This window comes from Komagataeibacter xylinus, assembly GCF_004302915.1.
In the GTDB taxonomy this organism is placed as follows: domain Bacteria; phylum Pseudomonadota; class Alphaproteobacteria; order Acetobacterales; family Acetobacteraceae; genus Komagataeibacter; species Komagataeibacter xylinus_C.
Genome location: NZ_QQBI01000005.1, coordinates 22,249 through 41,846, shown reverse-complemented (window position 1 = coordinate 41,846; position 19,598 = coordinate 22,249). Strand labels below are relative to the sequence as shown.

Here is a 19,598-nt window from a genome sequence, read left to right as displayed (position 1 = left end):
GCTATGCGGGGTTCAAAGCGGGGTGGCGGACAGGGTTTCAAGGTCAAGCAGGAACTGCCGGTCGCGCGCGCCTTCATCGCCGGGGTAGCTGTCGGGGTCATAATCCGGGCAATCGGCAAAATCGATGCGGTGGCAGGGAATGAAAATGGGGATGGGGTTCTCGGCGCAGGCACTGAGAATGGTCTCGGGCGATACGCCTGCCCGGCGGGCGGCATCGCGCCAGTTGACCTGCTGGCCCACGGGAATGGTCTGCATGAACTGCCATGCCGCCTGCTGCTCTGGCGTGCCATAGGGGGCAAGCGGCAGGTTGCACAGCGCGACCTCGCCATCAAAATAGGCTTCCAGCCAGGAGCGGGCTTTATCGAGCAGGGGTGTTTCTTCCTGGTCGCGGCCCCAGCCCCAGTCAAGCGCCACGATCTGCCCATCCTCGGCGGAGACGGTCAGAGGGGCCAGTGGCGAATGCATCGAAAGTTGTGGCATGAGTCACCTTGATCAGGACAAAGAGGTGAACGATAACGCCGTTCGCAGCACCGGCAAAATGATGATGACCTGATGGAGGCAAGAATGCAGGATAATGATGGCTCTCCCCCGGTCATTTTCGCCCTGGCCAGCGGCCTGTCGCGCGCGGCAATCGCCGTCATGCGCCTGAGCGGGAAGGGGAGTGGCCGGATGCTTGAAAGCCTCTGTGGCCGCCTGCCTGCGCCCCGTCGGGCCTCGCTGCGCGGATTGTGGAACCGGCAGGGCGCCACGCCCGTGCTGCTCGATCGCGCGCTGGTGCTGTGGTTTCCCGGCCCGGACAGCTACACGGGCGAAGATAGCGTGGAACTGCACCTGCACGCTGGCCCTGCCGTGATCAATGCCGTGGCTGATGCGCTCGTAGCCCTTGGCGCGCGCCCAGCCGAGCCGGGCGAGTTCAGCCGCCGGGCCTTTGGCAACGGGCGCATCGACCTCATGCAGGCGGAAGGCATTGCCGACCTGATCGATGCCGAGACCGAGGCCCAGCGCAGGCAGGCGCTGGCGCAGGTTGATGGCGCGCAGAGCCGCCTGTACCACGCATGGGCTGACAGGCTGCGCACGCTGCTGGCCCATCAGGAAGCGCTGATCGACTTCCCCGATGAAGAACTGCCGCCGGAAGTGGAGCAGGGCCTGCTTGATGGCCTGACGGCGCTACACGCAACCATGACGGCCTACCTGCGCGAGGGCGCGGGAGCGGAGCGGCTGCGGCGCGGGCTTGTCTTTGCCATTGTGGGCGAGCCGAATGTGGGCAAGTCCAGCCTGCTCAACGAGCTGGCGGGGCGGGATGCGGCAATCGTATCCGCCCGTGCCGGTACCACGCGCGATGCGATCGAGACCCGTATCGTGCTGGGTGACGTGCCGGTAACGCTTGTCGATACCGCCGGATTGCGCGAAACAGAGGATGAGATTGAAGCCGAGGGTGTGCGGCGCTCGATGTTTCACGTGAAACAGGCGGATTGCGTGGTGCAGGTCTTTACTGGCAGCGCCCTTCCGCCCCGGCTGGAAGAGGGTGGCCTGCTGGTGTGCAACAAGATCGACCAGCATCACGCGCCTGAGGGGGCAATTGGCATCAGTGTTCTCACCCATGCGGGCATGGATGTGCTACGGACAGTGCTGGCCGAGAAAGCCCGCGCCCTGACAGCAGGCCGGGCCAATGCCCCGCTGACCCGCGCGCGCCATCGTGCCGCAATCGAGGAGACGGCGCACCATATCGGGCGCGCGCTTTCGCTGGCGTGGCCGGAAATGCGGGGTGAGGAAATGCGGCTGGCCATGCGCGCGCTTGGCCGCCTGACCGGGGCTGTGGATGTGGAAGCGCTGCTGGATACCGTGTTTGGCCAGTTCTGTATTGGCAAGTAGGAGCAAGGGGTGATGGATCGGGCCTATGATGTGATTGTCGTCGGGGGCGGGCATGCGGGGTGCGAAGCCGCCGCCGCCGCCGCGCGCACGGGTGCCCGCACCCTGCTGCTCACGCACCGGCGCGATACGGTGGGCATCATGTCGTGCAACCCGGCGATTGGCGGCATTGGCAAGGGGCATCTGGTGCGCGAGATCGATGCGCTGGACGGGTTGATGGGCATTGCCGCCGACCGGGCGGGCATCCACTTCAAGCTGCTCAATCGCTCCAAGGGCCCAGCGGTGCATGGCCCGCGCGCGCAGGCGGACCGCACGCTGTACCGGCAGGCCATACAGGACCTGCTGGAACAGACCGCAGGGCTGGAAATTGTGGAAGGCGCTGCGGGTGACGTGCGGCTCGATGCGCAGGGCCGCGTGGGCGGCGTGGTGTGTGAGGATGGCCGGGTCTTTTCTGCCGGTGCCGTCGTGCTGGCCACCGGCACCTTCCTGCGCGGCACCATCCATGTCGGGCATGACAGTGAGCCGGCGGGCAGGGTAGGGGATCGGCCCGCCAACGCGCTGGGCGAACGTCTTGCCGCACTCGGCCTGCGCATGGGTCGCCTCAAGACCGGAACGCCCGCCCGCATCGCGCGTGACAGCATCGACTGGGACAGCCTGCCCGAAGACCGGGGCGATGCCGAACCCGAACCCTTCAGCCGCATGACGGACGCCATCACCAATCCCATGGTCTCGTGCCGCATCACGGCCACCACGCCGCGCACGCATGAGATCATTCGCGAGAACCTGCACCTCTCGGCACTGTATGGTGGCGCAATCTCGGGGCGGGGGCCGCGCTACTGCCCCTCCATCGAGGACAAGGTGGTGCGGTTCGCGCAAAAGGATTCGCACCAGATCTTTCTTGAGCCCGAAGGCCTGCCCGGCAACCCCGATGGCGGGCTGGTCTACCCCAATGGCATTTCCACCAGCCTGCCTGCCCATGTGCAGCTTGAAATGCTGCAAAGCATTCCGGGGCTGGAAAACTGCCGCATCGTGCGGCCGGGCTACGCCGTTGAATATGATTATGTCGACCCGCGTGAACTCGCCCCCACGCTGGAACTCAAAAGCCTGCCCGGCCTGTTTCTGGCGGGGCAGGTCAACGGCACAACGGGTTATGAGGAAGCCGGGGCGCAGGGCCTGATCGCGGGCATCAACGCCGCCCGGCACGCAGCCGGTGAGGCAGGGGTAACGCTGGAGCGTGGCGATGCCTATATTGGGGTCATGATTGATGACCTGACCACGCAGGGCGTGTCCGAGCCATACCGCATGTTTACCTCGCGCGCGGAATACAGGCTGACCCTGCGGGCCGATAACGCTGACCTGCGTCTCACGCCGCGTGGCATGGAATGGGGGTGTGTTGCGGCACCACGCGCCGCGCGGCTCAAAGCGGAGCGGGCGGCCATTGATGCAGCCACCCGCCGGGCCGGGCAGGAAACCTATGCGCCGGAACTCCTGCGTCGGGCCGGGATCAGTGTCTCGGCAGACGGGCGCGCGCGCTCGCTGCTTGATGTGCTGGCCACTGACGCAACGCCCGCCATGATTGCCTCCATCGCCCCGTGGTTTGCCGACCTGCCGCCCCGCGTGGCCCGGCACCTGGCCACCGAGGCCCGCTACAGCGGCTACATTACCCGTCAGGACCGTGAGATCCGCCAGCTTGCCACCGAAGGCCGCATCACCCTGCCGCCTGACCTCGATTATGCGCAGGTTGGCGGGCTGAGCAGCGAGATGCAGGAGCGCCTTGCGCGCGTGCGGCCCGTAACCTTTGGCGCGGCCCAGCGCATTCCCGGCATTACGCCCTCAGCCCTTGTGGCGCTCCTGGCCCATATCCGCCAGCGCCAGGTTGCAGCCTGATGGCGCGCGACGACGCCGCAGCGGTGCTGGCCGATGTTTCACGTGAAACAGGCGAACGGCTGGAGCGGTATGCCGACCTGCTGCTGCGCTGGAATGCGCGCATCAACCTTGTCTCCCCCCATGACCTGCCACATCTGTGGTCACGCCATATCGGCGATAGCCTGCAGCTTGCCAGCCTGATCCTCCCCGGCGGGGTGGATCTTGTCGATATGGGCTCGGGCGGGGGGTTTCCCGGTCTGGTCATTGCGTGTGCGACCGATGCGAATGTGACGCTGGTTGAATCCGACCAGCGCAAGGCCGCCTTCCTGCGTGAGGCGGCTCGGGTGGCGGGGGTGAAGGTGCGGGTCTGCGCGCAGCGGCTGGAGGTGGCCGAGGTGCCGCCAGCGCAGGTGGTGACGGCCCGGGCCCTCGCACCCCTGTCGCGCCTGCTGGAATGGGGCACGCGGTTCCTGCGGCCCGATGGTGTCTGCCTGTTTCTGAAAGGACGCAACGCAGAGGAAGAATTGACGATGGCCCGTGCCGATTGGCACATGGCGACAACCCGGATTCCAAGCCGTACCAATACGGATGGTGTGATTCTAGAATTGAGCGATATCAGGCGTGTCAGAGACCATAACAATGAATGATACGGGAAGCCGGTCCGCGTCTTCCCCCCGCATTATCGCGCTGGCCAACCAGAAGGGCGGCGTAGGCAAGACAACCACCGCCATCAACGTGGCGGCGGCGCTGGCTACCTCGGGGCTGAAAGTGCTGCTGGTCGATCTCGACCCGCAGGGCAATGCCTCGACCGGTCTGGGCGTTGGGTATGATGCCCGCAGCAGCGGCACCTATGCCATGCTTGAAGATGGCGCGCGTGCCGCAGGCGTGGTGCAGGCCAGCGCGGTGCCGGGCCTGTCGCTGATTGCGGCGGATACCGAACTGGCTGGCGCCGAACTGGAACTGGTCATGGCGGAAGGGCGTGAATACCGCCTGCGTGAGGCGCTGGCCCAGATTGGCAGCGATTATGACGTGGTGCTGATCGATTGCCCGCCCAGCCTTGGCCTGCTCACGCTCAACGCGCTGGTGGCGGCGCAGTCGGTGCTCGTGCCGCTGCAATGCGAGTTCTTCGCGCTTGAAGGCATCAGCCAGCTGGTGCGTACCGTCAACAGCGTGAGCAAGGGGCTCAATCCCGCGCTCAAACTCGATGGCATCGTGCTGACCATGTATGACCGGCGCAACAACCTGTCGGAACTGGTGGCTGATGATGCCCGCAGCTTCTTTGGCAACAAGGTGATGGAAACCCTCATTCCCCGCAATATCCGCATCTCCGAGGCACAGAGCCATGGGCAGCCGGTCATGAATTATGACCAGCGCTCGTCGGGCAGCCAGGCCTATCAGGCGCTGGCAACCGAACTGGCCCAGCGCCTTGGCCTGTCGGCTGGCCATAAAGGGAAGGCACGCGCGTGAAAACCAAGAAGGAAGCAGGCCGCCCCCGTCTGGGTCGCGGGCTTGCGGCATTGCTGGGCGAGCAGGTCAATGCGCTGCCTGCCGCGCCGGCTGTTGAAGGACGCAAGGCGCCGGAAGCCATTTCCAGCCTGCCGGTTGATGTCATGGAGCCAAGCCCCTTTCAGCCGCGCCAGCAGATGGAACCGGGCGCGCTGGATGAACTGGCCAGTTCCATCCGCGTGCGCGGCATTTTGCAGCCCATTCTGGTCCGGCCCCATCCGCAGCGCCCGGGCACCTACCAGATCATTGCGGGCGAGCGCCGGTGGCGGGCTGCGCAGATCGCCGGGCTTCATGACGTGCCGGTGCATATCCGCCCGCTTGATGATGGCGATGCCATGGCCGCGGCCCTGGTCGAGAACCTCCAGCGCGCCGACCTCAACGCCATCGAGGAGGCCGAGGGCCTTCAGCGCCTGCTTGATGACTATGCCCTGACCCAGGATGAACTGGCCGGCGCCATCGGCAAGTCGCGCCCGCATGTGGCCAACATGGTCCGCCTGCTGCAACTGCCGCCGCCCGTGCGCGATGCGGTGCGCCATCAAAGCCTTTCCGCCGGTCATGCCCGGGCCCTGCTGGCGCATCCCGATCCGGTGGCGGCACTGAAGGTGGTGCTGGCGCAGGGGCTGAACGTGCGCCAGACCGAGGCCCTGGCCAAACAGCATGAGCGCAAGGCCGCTACCGCGCGCGAGAAGGGGGAGAAGGCTGCCAGGAATCCCGAGATCACCGCCCTTGAGCGCGATCTTGCCACCAGGCTGGGCCTGAAAGTGCAGATCAGCTTTGATGGCAAGGGTGGGAGCCTGAAGATCGATTACCGCTCTCTCGAGCAGTTTGATGGGCTGCTGCGGCTGCTTCAGCGCTAGGGAGTATAAAAAAGTTCAAAAAACCCCTTGCCACCCAACGGGGTGACTGCTAGAAGCCCTCTCACCCGAGAGGGTAACCCTGTGGGCGCATAGCTCAGTTGGTAGAGCAGCTGACTCTTAATCAGCGGGTCCAAGGTTCGAGCCCTTGTGCGCCCACCATAGGGTTTAATAAGATTACATAAGTCCCCATCAAGGCTCTGCCGGTGGGGATTTTTTGTATCATGCACGCAGCACAGAAGGGGGAACAGCATGATGACTCCGTTCCGCCCGTTCGCCGGTCCCGCAGGGCCATGATCTCTTCACGTGCCCCCCTGATCGGTATCACGCTCGATAGTGAGCCACCCTCCACCACGGGCGGCTATTCCCGCTTTGCATGGTACGCGCTGCGCCAGAACTACATGGACATGATTTCCGCCTGTGGCGGCCTGCCCGTGGCTGTGGGGCATGATGCGGCGCAGGCTGTGCAGATGATGGCGCGGCTCGACGGGCTGGTGGTGACCGGCGGCGCCTTTGACGTGCCGCCACAGCTTTATGGCGATGAACCGCCGCATGCCACCGTGCAGACCAAGCCGCGCCGCACGGCAGCGGAACTGGCGCTGCTGGGGGCGGGGCTGGATCTGGGGCGACCCGTGCTGGGCATTTGCGGCGGCATGCAGCTGCTCGCCGTGCTGCTCGGTGGGCGGCTGGTGCAGCATATTCCCGATACCTATCCCGCGGCCCTGGCGCATGAACAGCCCAACCCGCGTGACGAGGCGGGGCATGTGGTGCATGTCACCCCCGGCACGCAGCTTGCGCGCCTGGTGGGGCGCGATACGCTGGCCGTCAATTCATCGCACCACCAGGCGGTGGCGGATGCCGGGCGCGGAGTCGTCTGCGCCACGGCGCCCGATGGCGTGGTCGAGGCCATTGAGCTTCCCGGCCATCCGTTCTGTATGGGGGTGCAGTGGCACCCCGAATTTGGCATATCGGCAGGAGACCGTCTTCTGTTCGAAGGGTTGATCGACGCTGCGAGGCAGACAGGAACATGACACAGGACCATTCCACCGAAGCCCCCCCCGCGCGTGGCGACCGTATTGCCAAATGGCTGGCCCGTTCGGGCGTGTGCAGCAGGCGCGATGCCGAGCGCCTGATTGCCGAGGGCAAGGTGCAGCTCAACGGCGCGCCCGTCACCCATCCGGCCACTTTTGTCGATGAAGGCGATATCGTTCAGGTCGAGCAGAAGGTGGTCGGCGCGCCCGACCGCACGCGGCTGTGGCGCTACCACAAGCCCGATGGGCTGGTCACGACCCACCGTGACCCCGAGGATCGCCCCACCGTGTTCGATTCCCTGCCGCCGGGCATGCCGCGCGTCATCAGCGTGGGCCGCCTTGACCTGAATAGTGAGGGGCTCTTGCTGCTCACCAATGATGGCGCGCTCGCGCGCAGGCTGGAACTGCCCAGCAATGGCTGGATCAGGCGCTACCGCGTGCGCGTGTTTGGCGTGGTTGATGAGCGCGCGCTGGCATCCCTGATCAGGGGCAGCGAGTTTGATGGCGTGCGCTATGGCCCGATCGAGGCGCAGCTTGATTCCGTCAAGGGCGATAATGCCTGGCTGACCGTATCGCTGCGCGAAGGCAAGAACCGCGAGATCCGCAAGGTGATGCAGGGGCTGAACCTGCATGTCAGCCGCCTGATCCGCACTTCCTACGGGCCGTTCCAGCTTGGCACGCTCAAGCGGGGCGAACTCGAGGAGGTGACCGGCAAGGTGATCCGTGAGCAGATCGCGGGCCTTGCGGGCGGCAAGACCCCGCGCGGGGCCTGATGCGCATCATCGCGGGCGAATGCCGGGGTCGCAGCCTGCTGGCGCCGCCGGGGCAGGTCACGCGGCCCACGGCGGACCGGGTGCGCCAGGCCCTGTTTGATACGCTGGCCCATGCGCCATGGGCCGGGGCGGACCGGCTGCGCGGCGCGCACGTGCTCGACGGGTTTGCCGGAACGGGTGCTCTGGGGCTTGAGGCCCTTTCACGCGGGGCGGCATCGGCGCTGTTTGTCGAGCGCGACCGCGCGGCCCAGCGGTGCCTGCGCGAGAATGTGCGCGGCTGTGGCGTGCAGGACCGTGCCACGATTCGCGCCTGCGACATGCTGCGCCTGCCGCCGCGTGGCCCTGCTGCCCCCGCTGATCTGGTCTTTCTTGATCCACCCTATAACCAGGATCTGCCCACAAGGGCGCTGGCCGTGCTTGAACGGGGCGGGTGGCTGCATGCCCGCACCCTCATCGTGGTCGAGACGGCGGCGGCGGAAGAGGCTCCCGTGGCGGCGCAGCGCCTGCTGCTCGAGCGGCGGCACGGGGCGGCCTGCCTGTATGCCTGGCAGCATGGGGTGGATGATAACGGGTGATTCATCGCCGTATTTTATCCTGTCGGCCTTCTTTCTGTCGTGTGGACAGGGTTATAGTTGTTTCGTTTGGCGGGAATGGCAGGCGCGGCATGCAAGGTCATCTCCCTCGTGCTTTTGGTCCCCGCAGGCGGGCCTTATGATCGGGATGTGGATTTTTGGCGATCTTCAGCCGTTTTTTTCCTGAATCACTTTCCTCTGGCCCGGCCCGTTCGCGCCTGCGCGAACGGTTGGCCGAAGCCGGTGGCGTGGGGTTGTGGATTCTGGCGCTGTGTCTCGTCATCGCGTTATGGAGTTACGATCCGCGCGATCCCTCCGCCAATACGTCAAGCGCGCAGCCGCCGGGCAACCTGCTCGGGCGGCCGGGCGCCTATATGGCGGACTTCATGCTCCAGAATTTCGGGATCGTGGGCACGTTGACCATTTTCTGCCTCATGGCATGGGGCTGGCGCCTGATCCGCCATCATGGGCTGGCATCGGCGCTGCTACGTCTCATCGCGCTGTTGTGCGGCCTGCCGGTCATTGCGGCTGATGTCGCGGCCCTGCCGCTGCTGGCGGGGCTGCACGCGCCGCAATGGCCCACGCAGGCGGGCCTGGGCGGTGCGGTTGGCCTGTCGGTCGCGCATATGTCGATTCAGGCCGCCACCGTGTTCATGGGGCGCGGCGGCCCCTTTCTCGTCTGGGTGCTGGGGCTGGTGCTGGGTGGCCTGCTGGTGCTGCTGGCGCTCGCCCTGTCCCTGTCGGAATGGCAGGGCATGGGGCGTGGCTTCCTGTCCGGGCTGCGCCAGCCCATGGTGCTGGTGGCCTGGCTGCGCCGCATGACGGCCCGGCCCGAAGCAGGGCAGGGCAGGGCGCAGGCACCAGCACCGGCCTGTCCACCCGCCTCTCAGGCAGCCCCTGCCGCAGCACCCCCTTCATCACAGGCCGCGCTGATGGAGGAAGAGGACGAACCGCTTTTCAATACCGCCCTGACAGTGTCCACGCCCCATGCTGAAGCAGCCGTTCCCGCGACCGTTCCCGGCACGGGCCTGACGCCGGTGAATGATGCGGCCTCCCCGGGCAGCCTGCGCGCGAACGTGCCCGCCACCACGACAAAGCCGGATGCGGCGCGCCCGGCGCTGCCTGGCAGCCGCAAGGTGGAAGGGGGGCGACCGGCGCAGGTGTCGTTGCAGAGCAACTGGATGCACCCGCCCGGCATGGATGAGGACATTCCCCAGCCGCTGCTGATGGGGGGGGATGACACGCCATCTGACCGCGCGCCATGGCATGACGAGCCGCCTGCGCCTGAAAACAGGGCCATCACCGATCATCCGGGCACGCCGCCCGCTGTTGAGGAACCCGCGCGCCCGAACATCTTTTCGCGCCTTTTCTCCGGCGGCTCGCGCGCTGAAGAGGTGCCCGCCCGCCCGGATGCATATGAGTCGCCTGCGCCAGCAGCGTCCGCCACGCCCGCCTATACGCCACCGCAACAGCCGCAGTGGCAGTTTCCCTCGCTGTCACTCCTGACCCCGCCGCCGCCGGCCTCCACGACCAAGCCGACCGAGGAACTGCTCAAGGCCAATGCCGCCCAGCTCGTGACCGTGCTGTCCGAATACGGGGTGCAGGGCACGATCGTGGCCTATCATGCAGGCCCCGTGGTCACGCTGTATGAACTCCAGCCTGCTGCCGGCATCCGCGCCGCCCGCGTGATTGGCCTGGCGGATGACGTGGCGCGTTCCCTGTCGGTGCTCAGCGTGCGCATCGCCACCGTGCCGGGGCGCAACGTGATTGGCATCGAGGTGCCGAACTCACGGCGCGAGACGGTCTATTTCTCCGAACTGCTCATGGACCCCAGATGGGCGCATTCTCCCGCGCGGCTCAACCTTGCGCTTGGCAAGGATATTGCGGGTGAATCGGTTTACAGCGACCTTGCCGCCATGCCTCACCTGCTGATCGCGGGCACCACGGGGTCGGGCAAGTCGGTGGGGGTGAACTCCATGATCCTGTCGCTGCTCTACCGCCTCTCGCCCGAGCAGTGCCGCCTGATCCTGATCGATCCCAAGATCCTCGAGCTGTCCATCTACGAAGGCATTCCCCACCTCATGACCCCGGTGGTGACGGAACCGGCCAAGGCGGTCGCGGCCATGAAATGGGCGGTGCGCGAGATGGACCGCCGCTACCGTGCCATGGCGCACCTGCAGGTGCGTAACATCGCCAGCTACAACGAGCGCGTGACCGAAGCCCGCGAACGCGGCGAGATCGTGACCCGGCGCGTGCAGACCGGCTACGACCCCGAAACCGGCAAGCCGACCTTCGAGGAGCAGCAGCTTGCCCTTGATTCGCTGCCATACCTTGTCATCGTGGTTGATGAGATGGCCGATCTCATGATCGTGGCGGGCAAGGAGATCGAGTCCCTGCTGCAACGCCTTGCACAGAAGGCGCGCGCGGCGGGCATCCATCTCATCCTTGCCACCCAGCGCCCCTCGGTCGATGTGATTACCGGCACCATCAAGGCCAATTTCCCCACGCGTATTTCCTTTCAGGTCATCAGCAAGTTCGACAGCCGCACCATTCTGGGCGAGCAGGGGGCCGAGCAGCTTCTGGGCCGGGGCGACATGCTGTTCATGCAGGCGGGCGGGCGGATCACGCGCGTGCATGGCCCCTTCGTGGCGGATGCGGAGGTGGAAGCTGTCGTGGCCTTCCTGCGCACGCAGGGCGAGCCGATCTATGATGATGATGTCATCTCGCCGCAGGAAGAAGACAGCGCCGACAAACCGTTTGCCGCCCCCTCTGGCAGCGCTGATGAAGATGGCCTGTTTGCCCAGGCGGTCGAGGTGGTGGCACGCGAAGGCAAGGCCTCGACGTCCTTCATCCAGCGCCATCTCTCCATCGGCTATAACCGCGCGGCCAAGATCATCGAGCAGATGGAAAAGGAAGGGCTGGTCAGCGAGGCCAATCATGTGGGCCGCCGTGAAGTGCTGATGCGCCGCTCGACAGAAGACGAATGAGGCCATCTTCGCCCCGGCCCGCATCCGTGCAGCCCACTGGCTCCCTGCCGTTCACGGTTCTGTACCGTGACAGCCGCTTCGTGGTGCTTGACAAGCCGCCGGGGTTGCCGGTCCATCCCGGCCGCAGGGGCGGGGCGAGTGTCGAGGACTGGTTTCCCCTCCTGTCCCGCCACCGCAACGGGCCGTGGCTGGCGCACAGGCTGGATCAGGATACGGCGGGCTGCCTGGTCGTGGCGCTGCGCAAGCAGGCCCTGGTGGCGGCGCAGGCCTGTTTTGCTTCAGGTCGGGCCCGCAAGACCTACTGGGCCATCGTGCATGGCACGCCTGCGGGCCTGTCTGGCGTGGTTGCAGATCCCCTGGGCCGCGTGGAAGAGGCCGGGCAGTGGCGCATGCAGGCCAATGTGAAGGACGCGCAGCCTGCCCGCACGCGGTGGCGGGTGCTGGGGCAGGGCAGGGATGCGGCCGGTGCACCCATAAGCTGGCTGGAACTGGTGCTGGAAACCGGGCGCACCCATCAGGCCCGCGTGCATTGCGCCCTGATCGGCTGCCCCATACGGGGGGATGAGCGCTATGGCGCGCCCACGGCCGGGGCGCTACACCTCATGAGTCGCGGCATCAATCTGCCGCTTGACCCGCCCGTGCGGGCCATGGCGCCCCCACCGGACCATATGCGCCGCATCATGGCCGAGGCAGGCTGGGTCGTGCCGCCCGCCAACGTGGAAAAGGAAACAGCACGGTGTTCGCCCATACTCTGACGCAGGAGCTGCTGCGTGTTCTGGAACGGCCAGACCTGCGGGTGATTGCGGGCGCGCGGCGCATCGTGCTGGACCCGGTGCTGCACGCACCCTTCCGCATCCTGCCCGATGGGGGGATCGTGCTTGGTCTGCCGCTTCAGGGTGACCTTGAGCAGACGGCCTTTTTCCTGCGCCATGCGCTTGAACTCGCCGCCCTGCTGGAACGCGCGCCCCGGCAGCCTTTTCATGCCGCCTTCTGCGCCGCCCGTACGGCAGCGCTGTTCTGGTACCTCGATACGGGCCGCGCCGATACGGATGCGCCAGCCGCATGGGTGCCCCTGATGGCCGGGGCCTGTGTGCCGGACAGCGCCACCCTGCGCGCGACATGGCCCGCCCTGGCCCCCCTGCAGCCCGCACTTGCCGCCACGCCCGTGGAGGCCGATTTCACGGCATTGCAGGGCGCGCTGACCCGGTTGTGGAAGCTGCTGGGGCCGATCGAGACCCTGATGGCAACGGGCGGCGATGCCCGGCTGGCGCTGGACCCGGCAACGGGGCTGAACCATTACGGCTGTTCGCACCGGCCCCGGCCCTGGGCCATCACCTTTGCCTCGTCCACGGCCTCGTCCCTGTCCGAGCGTGGCTTTGCCGGCGCCGAAACGGCCCGTCTCGCCCTGGTAGCGGGGGCCTTGCAGGGCCGGGCGGAGGAGGCGGCCCGGGCGCAGGATGCCGATATACAGGCCCGTATCGCCACCGCGTTTGGGCTGACCGGGCAAGAAGGCGTGGTGCTGGCCCCGTCGGGCACGGATTGCGAGCTGTATGCGCTGGCCCTTGCGGCGCTGGCGCCCGGTGGCCGCCCCGTCAGCAATATCCTCCTTGCCCCGGAGGAGACGGGCAGCGGTGTGCCACTGGCCGCGCAGGGCCGCCATTTTGCCAATGACACCGCCCTCGGCCACGGCGTGACACGGGGCGCGCGCATTGCGGGTTTCCCTGATGACACGGAGGTGGTCAACGTGCCCATGCGCGATGGGGCGGGCCATGTGCGCGCCCTGGCGGATGTGGATGCACAGACGCGCCGCCTGACGCATGAACTGCGCGCGGCAGGCCGCCATGTGCTGCTGCATCGGCTTGACCTGTCCAAGACGGGCCTGCTCGCACCGGGGCTTGCGGCGCTGGAAGAGGCGACCGCCCCGCTTGGCGCAGGCCCGGATGACCGGCCCGACGTGGTGGTGGATGCCTGTCAGGCACGGCTCGACCCGGCACGGGTGCGCGCCTATCTGGACATGGGCTGGATGGTGATGGTGACCGGCTCCAAATTCTTTACCGGGCCGCCCTTTTGCGGGGCGCTGCTGCTGCCTGCCTGCGTGCGCCGCAGGCTTGATGGACCGCGCAGCCTGCCCGCCGGGCTTGCGGACTACAGCTATCAAGCCGCCTGGCCCGCAGGCCCGGCGCGTGATGGCCTGGCGCCGGGGCACAATATCGGCCTGATCCTGCGCTGGCAGGCGGCCCTGGCTGAAATAACGGCGTTTGGCGCCATACCGCGTGCCGTGGTGCGCGACCGGCTGCGCACTTTCCTTGCGGCCGTGACGGCGCAGATCGCGGCCAGCCCCGTGCTGGAACTGCTGCCGCCTGTTGCGCCCGCCCGGCCCGGGCCCGATCAGGCATGGGACTGCCTGCCCACCATCATGAGCTTTTTTGTCCGTGCGCCCGACAGCCCCGAAGGCGGCTTTCGCCCGCTGGCGGTGGCCGAGGCGCGGCAGTTATATGCGTGGCTCAATACCGATCTTTCCGGCTGTATTCCCCCTGATGATGCTGATGCGGCCCTTGCCGCGGTGTTGTGCCATGTAGGCCAGCCGGTGCCGCTGGCCCATCCCGACCTGCCCGATGCACTGGCGGGGGCGCTGCGCATTTCGGCTGGCGCGCGGCTGGTTTCGGGCGAGCCCTCGCATGAGGGCATGGACCCGACCGAACGCCTGCACCGCGAGGCGCGCAATGTCGGGCGCATCCTTGACAAGATTGGCCTGATCCTGCGGCACTGGCCCCGCCTTGCCGCCATGGCGCCCGTGCAGACCTACCTGCCGCATGGCTGGCGCGCGCGTGCGATTCTGCCTGCCTGACCTTTTCCTGTTTTTTCCATGATGGATTTCCGGTGTGACGATACAGACCAACCACGGCAATTTTCTTGATACCCCGCAGCTGGAAAAGGGGGTGACCCGCTTCTGGCTGATCCGCCACGCCCTGGTGGAACAGAATGCCCGCATGCGGCTGTATGGGGCGATGGATGTGCCGCTCTGCTCCGACAGCCTCGTGGCGCAGCGCGAGATGTATGAAACGCTGGCCCGCCGCCTGCCAAAACCCGCCTTGTGGTTTACCTCGCCGCTGTCACGCACCCAGCATACCGCGCGCGCCATCCAGAAGGCCGGGTATGGCCCGCATGAATGGTGCGTGGAGCCTGACCTGACCGAACAGTCGATGGGCGAGTGGCATGGCATTACGCATGATACGCTGCCTGACAAGCTGAGCCTGCCCGCTCATCCGTTCTGGTCAGTGGGTGCAACCGAGCTGCCGCCGCAGGGTGAAAGCATGGTGCAGGTATGCTCGCGCGTGGGGGCCTGCCTTGACCGCCTCGCTGCCGAGCATGAGGGGCAGGACATGGTGGTGGTCAGCCACGGGGGCGCCATTCGCGCGGCCCTGGCCCATGCCCTGCGGGTTCACCCCGAAACGGCGCTGCATTTCTCCATCCAGAACCTGGCGCTGAGCGTGGTCGAGCGCCTGCCTGAGGGGTGGCGCATCGTGACCGTAAACGACCTGCCCTTGCCCTGAACAACAGGGGTCATGAATCAATAGGTCATGCCCCTGCCGTGTGGGGTCAAGCACATACAGGCGTTAAGGGCACGATCATTTACTGCCAGGTTGACGTGTGCGCGGCCAGTGTGCAGGGTCGGGAGCATGCTGGCAGCATGATCCCCGGCCCGCCCATCATCAGCCCCCCGTGCCACCCACGGTCAGGCCCGTCATCTTAAGGGTTGGCTGGCCCACGCCCACCGGCACCCCCTGGCCTGCCTTGCCGCAGGTGCCAATGCCGGGGTCAAGGGCGGGTTCGCCGCCAATCATGGTCACCTTGGTCATGGCGTCCGCGCCATTGCCGATCAGGGTGGCGCCGCGCACGGGGGATGTGATCCTGCCATCCTCGATCATGTAGGCCTCGGATGCGGCAAACACGAACTTGCCCGAGGTGATGTCCACCTGCCCGCCGCCAAAATTGACGGCATACAGGCCGCGCTTCGTGCTGCGGATCATGTCCTCGGTCGTGGCATCGCCACCGAGCATGATGGTGTTGGTCATGCGCGGCATGGGTGCATGGGCGTAAGACTGGCGGCGGCCATTGCCGGTGGGGGCAACCCCCATCAGGCGGGCATTGAGGCGGTCCTGCAGGTAGCCGGTCAGGATGCCATCCTCGATCATAACCGTGCGGCCGGTCGGCGTGCCTTCATCATCAATGGTCAGGCTGCCCCGACGTTCGGGAATGGTGCCATCATCCACCACGGTCACGCCAGGGGCCGCCACGCGCTGGCCCATCAGCCCGGCGAAGGCCGACGTGCCCTTGCGGTTGAAATCGCCCTCAAGCCCGTGGCCCACGGCCTCGTGCAGCAGGATGCCGGGCCAGCCCGCGCCCAGCACCACCTCCATCTCGCCCGCGGGTGCGGGGCGGGCATCAAGGTTGACCAGCGCCATGCGCAGCGCCTCGTCCACCGCGTTCTTCCACACTTCGGGGGCAAGCAGGCGGCTGTAGGCATAACGGCCGCCCAGCCCGTGGCCGCCGCTTTCGCGCCGCCCGTCCTGCTCGACCACCACCGACACGTTCAGCCGCACCAGCGGGCGGATATCGGCCATGCGCTGCCCGTCGGGCCGCAGGATCTGGATGGCCTGCCACTCCGCCGAGATCGAGGCCATCACCTGCACCACGCGCGGGTCACGCGCGCGGGCATAGGCATCAAGCTCCGACAGCATGGCCGCGCGCGTGGCGAATTCGCCCTCCGCCAGCGGGTTGATGTCGGGGTAGAGGCGGTGATTGGTTGAACGGGGGCCTGCAGCCAGCATGCCCGAACGGCCCGCGCGCACCTGGCTTACGGTCTCGGCGGCGCGGCGGATCGCGCTTTCGCTGATCTCGTCGGAATGGGCGAAGCCGGTTTCCGTCTCCAGCACGGCACGCAGGCCGAAGCCTGATGACGTATCGAAGGTTGCGGAGCGGATCACGCCCTCATCAAGCGAAATGCCCTCGCTTTCACGATATTCCAAGAAAAGCTCGCCATCATCCATCCCCTCGAGCGCCTGCTGCACAAGGCGCTCGGCATCGGGGCGGCCAAGGCGGGCACCGGCGCGTTCAAAGAACAGGGCATCGGTTGTGGCCAGCGGGGTGAGACCCTGAAGGGATGAGGGCATGAAAGGACGACTCCGGTTTGGCGGAACAGGAAAAACACGAACGCTCAGGCCGCGCAGGCCGGGAGGGCACATAGCATAGCCGGATTTGTACCCTATGGAAAAGCAGGGACATGTTCATGACAGCCACCATGCCTGAAAATGAACTTCCCTTCATCTGCATGGTTTCCCTTTGTGGTAGGCAGGCAAGGCAGGGCATGGTGCACGGATCATATTTATCTTTTTATTATCTGGAGAATTGGCGTCTCGTGAAAGTTTTACTCCTGTGCGGTTCAAACCTGTCCCGGTCCGCGCCCCGTCAGGCCGGGCTCGTGCTGGCCAGCCTTCTTTACGCGGGTGCGCCCGCCCTGGCCCAGACAGCGCCTGAGTCCACACAGGCCACGCCTGGCGCCCAGACCCCCGCTGCCATCCCGTCCGCGCCCACCGGCACGGAACGGACAGCAGCGGCACCGTCAGCCCCTGCCGCCGCTGCAAGCCCGGACGCAGCAGCGGAGCAGACCTATTCGGTGCCAACGCCCGAACCGCTTTCGGGGAGCGGAAGCATGCCACCTGCACCAGCCGCCACCACGCCATCCGTAAGCCCCACGCCGCCGCAGGCCACGCCGGGTACTGCCACGCCCCCCGTGCCCACACCCGCCGCACCGCAGGCGGGCGCTCCCCCGGCCAGCCCGCCCACGGCCACGCCGGGCACGGGCCCGGGCACGGGCAGCGCCGACCATGCCGATGCCACCCCGCCGGGCACCCAGCCCGGGCAGACCATGCACAAGGATGGCCCGGCATCGAGTGGCAGCAGCCCGGTCCCGCCCGCCGATGCCCTGCTGTCCGATGCCGCAGCGCCTGCGGCCCTGGCACAGGACCTGCGCCCGCCCTCGATCGCGCTTGACGGCCTGTTCCAGGCCATTGGCGAGGCGCATATCTACACCGATGCCAAGACCGCGGCCGACGCCATACCCGATGAAGCGCCCGCCGACCTCATGGCGCAGTACAACCTGGCCCGCCAGCGCCCCGATTTCTCGCTCAAGGATTTCGTGGCCCAGCACTTTACCCTGCCCGAGCGCAAGACCGTCTCCTACCAGCGCACGCCTGATGAAAACGTGCGCGACTACATCGTGGGCATGTGGGAAGTGCTCAGCCGCCCGCCTGATACGCAGGTGGCCTATTCCTCGCAGCTGCCCCTGCCTTTCACCTATGTGGTGCCCGGTGGCCGTTTCAGTGAACTGTATTACTGGGACAGCTACTTCACCATGATCGGCCTGTATGAAAACCAGAAGATCGACCTCATGCGCGACATGGTGCGCGACATGGCCTCGATGATCGACCGATACGGCCATATTCCCAACGGCAGCCGCACCTATTACCTCAGCCGCTCGCAGGCGCCGTTCTTCTCGCTGATGGTCGACCTGCTGGCCATGCATGACGGGCAGGTGGCCTACACCACCTTCCTGCCCGAACTGCAGGCGGAATATGACTACTGGATGGACGGGCAGGATTCGGTCGCCCCCGGCGGCGCCTACCGCCACGTGGTGCGCCTGCCCGATGGCACGATCATGAACCGCCACTGGGATGACCGCGACACCCCGCGTGATGAAAGCTACCCGCAGGACATCGCCACGGCTGCCGAGTCCGGTCGCCCCAAGAACGAGGTGTACCGCGACCTGCGCGCAGGCTCCGAGACGGGATGGGACTTCAGCTCGCGCTGGCTGGCGGACGGGCATACGCTCTCCACCATCCACACCACGGAACTGCTGACCGTGGAGCTCAACTTCCTCATCCCGCACCTGCAGCAGACGCTGGCCCACGCCTATGACCTGAAGGGCAACAAGGAGGAAGCGGCCCGTTACGCGCACCTGGCCGAAGAGCGCATCAGTGCCGCACAGCGCATCCTGTGGGATGAGCGGCGCGCGGCCTATATCGATTATGACTGGAAAAAGGGCGAGTCGACCTCCATCCTGTCAGGTGCCACCGTCGTGCCGCTGTTTTTGCAGATGGCAACGCCCGAGCAGGCCAAGGCCGTATCGGAAACCGTGCGCAAGAACCTGCTCAAGGTTGGCGGCCTGATCGCCACCGAGCGTACCAATAGCGGCCAGCAGTGGGATGCCCCCAATGGCTGGGCCCCGTTGCAGTGGATGGCGGTCAAGGGCTTCAACCAGTATGGCTATGACCAGCTTGCCAGCGACATCGCGGCCCGCTGGATGGGCCGCGTGATCGGCACCTACGAGAAATCGGGCGTGCTTCTGGAAAAATATGACGTGGTCAATCCCTATATCAGCCCCAAGGGCGGCAAAGGTGGCGGCGAATACCCGATGCAGATCGGCTTTGGCTGGACCAACGGCACGCTGCTTGGCCTGATGAACCGTTACCCGCAGAACACCCGCGTGGTGCTTGACCGCAACCCGGCGGCGGATCAGCCCTCGCCCCAGCCCCTGCCGCCCATGAACGCCTATGGCGTGCAGAGTGACGCCGATGCGCTGAACCGCTACACCCAGCCCACCGTTACCCTGACCCCGCGCCCAGTGGCTCCCACCCCCACGCTGCCACAGGTTTCGAGCGTGGGCGCCAGCGCGCCGACCGCAGCCACTGAAGTGCCGCCCGCCCCAGCGCCCGCGCAGGCGACGGCACCAGCCACGCCGCCTGCCGAAGCACCCGCGCCAAGCGCCACCCCGGCGGAAATTGCGACACCTACGGCGCCGGCTGCACAGCCTGCCGCAAGCGCGCCCGCAACGCCTGCCGCGCCGGACGCGACCAGCGCTTCCACTCCTGCGGCCAGCCCGCCCGCGCCGTCCACGGCGCCTGAACCCACTACGCCGCCCGCAGCCCAGCCAGCACCGGCTAATGCGCCTGCCAGCGATGCGACAGCCCCAGCCAGCCAGCAGGCAGCCCCCGCAAGCCCGGCCACGCCGCCACAACCGGCCCAGCCGTAAAAAACACAGGGGGAGACCTGCAGGTCTCCCCCTTTTTTAATGGAAGCC

At 66.7% G+C, this 19,598-nt stretch carries 15 protein-coding genes and 1 tRNA gene; 14 read left to right on the top strand and 2 right to left on the bottom strand.

Translation table 11 applies throughout. The features are described 5' to 3' along the window. Positions 1-12 precede the first annotated feature (12 nt). A complete protein-coding gene (locus DV027_RS04860; RefSeq protein WP_130730890.1) occupies positions 13-465 on the bottom strand; it encodes a methylated-DNA--[protein]-cysteine S-methyltransferase in 453 nt (150 codons plus the stop codon). A gap of 99 nt (positions 466-564) precedes the next feature. On the opposite strand from DV027_RS04860, the gene mnmE reads away from it, so the two are divergent. The 13 genes from mnmE (at position 565) to DV027_RS04795 (ending at position 15,012) form a co-directional block, all read left to right on the top strand. Next, positions 565-1,872, top strand: coding sequence for a tRNA uridine-5-carboxymethylaminomethyl(34) synthesis GTPase MnmE (mnmE, locus tag DV027_RS04855; protein WP_130730795.1), 1,308 nt, complete (start codon positions 565-567; stop codon positions 1,870-1,872). 12 nt (positions 1,873-1,884) lie between these two features. Beyond that, a complete protein-coding gene (gene mnmG, locus DV027_RS04850) occupies positions 1,885-3,756 on the top strand; it encodes a tRNA uridine-5-carboxymethylaminomethyl(34) synthesis enzyme MnmG (protein WP_130730794.1) in 1,872 nt (623 codons plus the stop codon). Then, on the top strand, positions 3,756-4,382 hold the full coding sequence (gene rsmG, locus DV027_RS04845; protein ID WP_130730793.1) for a 16S rRNA (guanine(527)-N(7))-methyltransferase RsmG: 627 nt from the start codon (positions 3,756-3,758) through the stop codon (positions 4,380-4,382). Before mnmG ends, rsmG begins: the two co-directional genes overlap by 1 nt. Continuing rightward, the gene (locus DV027_RS04840) at positions 4,375-5,202 is read left to right on the top strand and encodes a ParA family protein (RefSeq protein WP_130730792.1); all 828 of its coding nucleotides are present in this window, start codon (positions 4,375-4,377) and stop codon (positions 5,200-5,202) included. Before rsmG ends, DV027_RS04840 begins: the two co-directional genes overlap by 8 nt. After that, positions 5,199-6,098, top strand: a complete 900-nt coding sequence (locus tag DV027_RS04835) for a ParB/RepB/Spo0J family partition protein (RefSeq protein WP_130730791.1) — start codon at positions 5,199-5,201, stop codon at positions 6,096-6,098. The genes DV027_RS04840 and DV027_RS04835 overlap by 4 nt, the downstream gene beginning before the upstream one ends. 83 nt (positions 6,099-6,181) lie before the next feature. Further along, positions 6,182-6,257, top strand: a tRNA-Lys gene (locus DV027_RS04830). A 134-nt stretch (positions 6,258-6,391) separates the two neighbouring features. Further along, positions 6,392-7,126, top strand: coding sequence for a gamma-glutamyl-gamma-aminobutyrate hydrolase family protein (locus DV027_RS04825; RefSeq protein ID WP_130730889.1), 735 nt, complete (start codon positions 6,392-6,394; stop codon positions 7,124-7,126). Then, positions 7,123-7,899: a pseudouridine synthase gene (locus DV027_RS04820; RefSeq protein ID WP_130730790.1), complete on the top strand. Its 777-nt coding sequence runs from the start codon at positions 7,123-7,125 to the stop codon at positions 7,897-7,899. Before DV027_RS04825 ends, DV027_RS04820 begins: the two co-directional genes overlap by 4 nt. Continuing rightward, complete coding sequence (rsmD, locus tag DV027_RS04815) at positions 7,899-8,474, top strand: 16S rRNA (guanine(966)-N(2))-methyltransferase RsmD (protein ID WP_130730789.1); 576 nt, start codon at positions 7,899-7,901, stop codon at positions 8,472-8,474. The genes DV027_RS04820 and rsmD overlap by 1 nt, the downstream gene beginning before the upstream one ends. 155 nt (positions 8,475-8,629) lie before the next feature. Next, a complete protein-coding gene (locus DV027_RS04810; protein WP_130730788.1) occupies positions 8,630-11,458 on the top strand; it encodes a DNA translocase FtsK in 2,829 nt (942 codons plus the stop codon). Then, on the top strand, positions 11,455-12,213 hold the full coding sequence (locus tag DV027_RS04805) for an RluA family pseudouridine synthase (RefSeq protein WP_130730787.1): 759 nt from the start codon (positions 11,455-11,457) through the stop codon (positions 12,211-12,213). The genes DV027_RS04810 and DV027_RS04805 overlap by 4 nt, the downstream gene beginning before the upstream one ends. Beyond that, complete coding sequence (locus DV027_RS04800; RefSeq protein ID WP_130730786.1) at positions 12,195-14,306, top strand: hypothetical protein; 2,112 nt, start codon at positions 12,195-12,197, stop codon at positions 14,304-14,306. The genes DV027_RS04805 and DV027_RS04800 overlap by 19 nt, the downstream gene beginning before the upstream one ends. A gap of 34 nt (positions 14,307-14,340) precedes the next feature. Then, positions 14,341-15,012, top strand: a complete 672-nt coding sequence (locus DV027_RS04795) for a histidine phosphatase family protein (RefSeq protein ID WP_130730785.1) — start codon at positions 14,341-14,343, stop codon at positions 15,010-15,012. A gap of 159 nt (positions 15,013-15,171) precedes the next feature. On the opposite strand, the gene tldD is transcribed toward DV027_RS04795, so the two are convergent. After that, positions 15,172-16,632, bottom strand: coding sequence for a metalloprotease TldD (tldD, locus tag DV027_RS04790; RefSeq protein ID WP_130730784.1), 1,461 nt, complete (start codon positions 16,630-16,632; stop codon positions 15,172-15,174). 755 nt (positions 16,633-17,387) lie between these two features. Between tldD and treF the strand changes: the two genes are divergently transcribed. After that, on the top strand, positions 17,388-19,550 hold the full coding sequence (gene treF, locus DV027_RS04785; RefSeq protein WP_130730888.1) for an alpha,alpha-trehalase TreF: 2,163 nt from the start codon (positions 17,388-17,390) through the stop codon (positions 19,548-19,550). Positions 19,551-19,598: the final 48 nt, after the last annotated feature.

Coding starts and splice junctions, on each gene's coding strand:
- DV027_RS04860 (WP_130730890.1), bottom strand. CDS start 465: ATGCATTCGCCACTGGCCCCTCTGACCGTCTCCGCCGAGGATGGGCAG.
- rsmD (WP_130730789.1), top strand. CDS start 7,899: ATGCGCATCATCGCGGGCGAATGCCGGGGTCGCAGCCTGCTGGCGCCG.
- mnmE (WP_130730795.1), top strand. CDS start 565: ATGCAGGATAATGATGGCTCTCCCCCGGTCATTTTCGCCCTGGCCAGC.
- tldD (WP_130730784.1), bottom strand. CDS start 16,632: ATGCCCTCATCCCTTCAGGGTCTCACCCCGCTGGCCACAACCGATGCC.
- DV027_RS04805 (WP_130730787.1), top strand. CDS start 11,455: ATGAGGCCATCTTCGCCCCGGCCCGCATCCGTGCAGCCCACTGGCTCC.
- treF (WP_130730888.1), top strand. CDS start 17,388: ATGCACAAGGATGGCCCGGCATCGAGTGGCAGCAGCCCGGTCCCGCCC.
- DV027_RS04840 (WP_130730792.1), top strand. CDS start 4,375: ATGAATGATACGGGAAGCCGGTCCGCGTCTTCCCCCCGCATTATCGCG.
- DV027_RS04820 (WP_130730790.1), top strand. CDS start 7,123: ATGACACAGGACCATTCCACCGAAGCCCCCCCCGCGCGTGGCGACCGT.
- mnmG (WP_130730794.1), top strand. CDS start 1,885: ATGGATCGGGCCTATGATGTGATTGTCGTCGGGGGCGGGCATGCGGGG.
- rsmG (WP_130730793.1), top strand. CDS start 3,756: ATGGCGCGCGACGACGCCGCAGCGGTGCTGGCCGATGTTTCACGTGAA.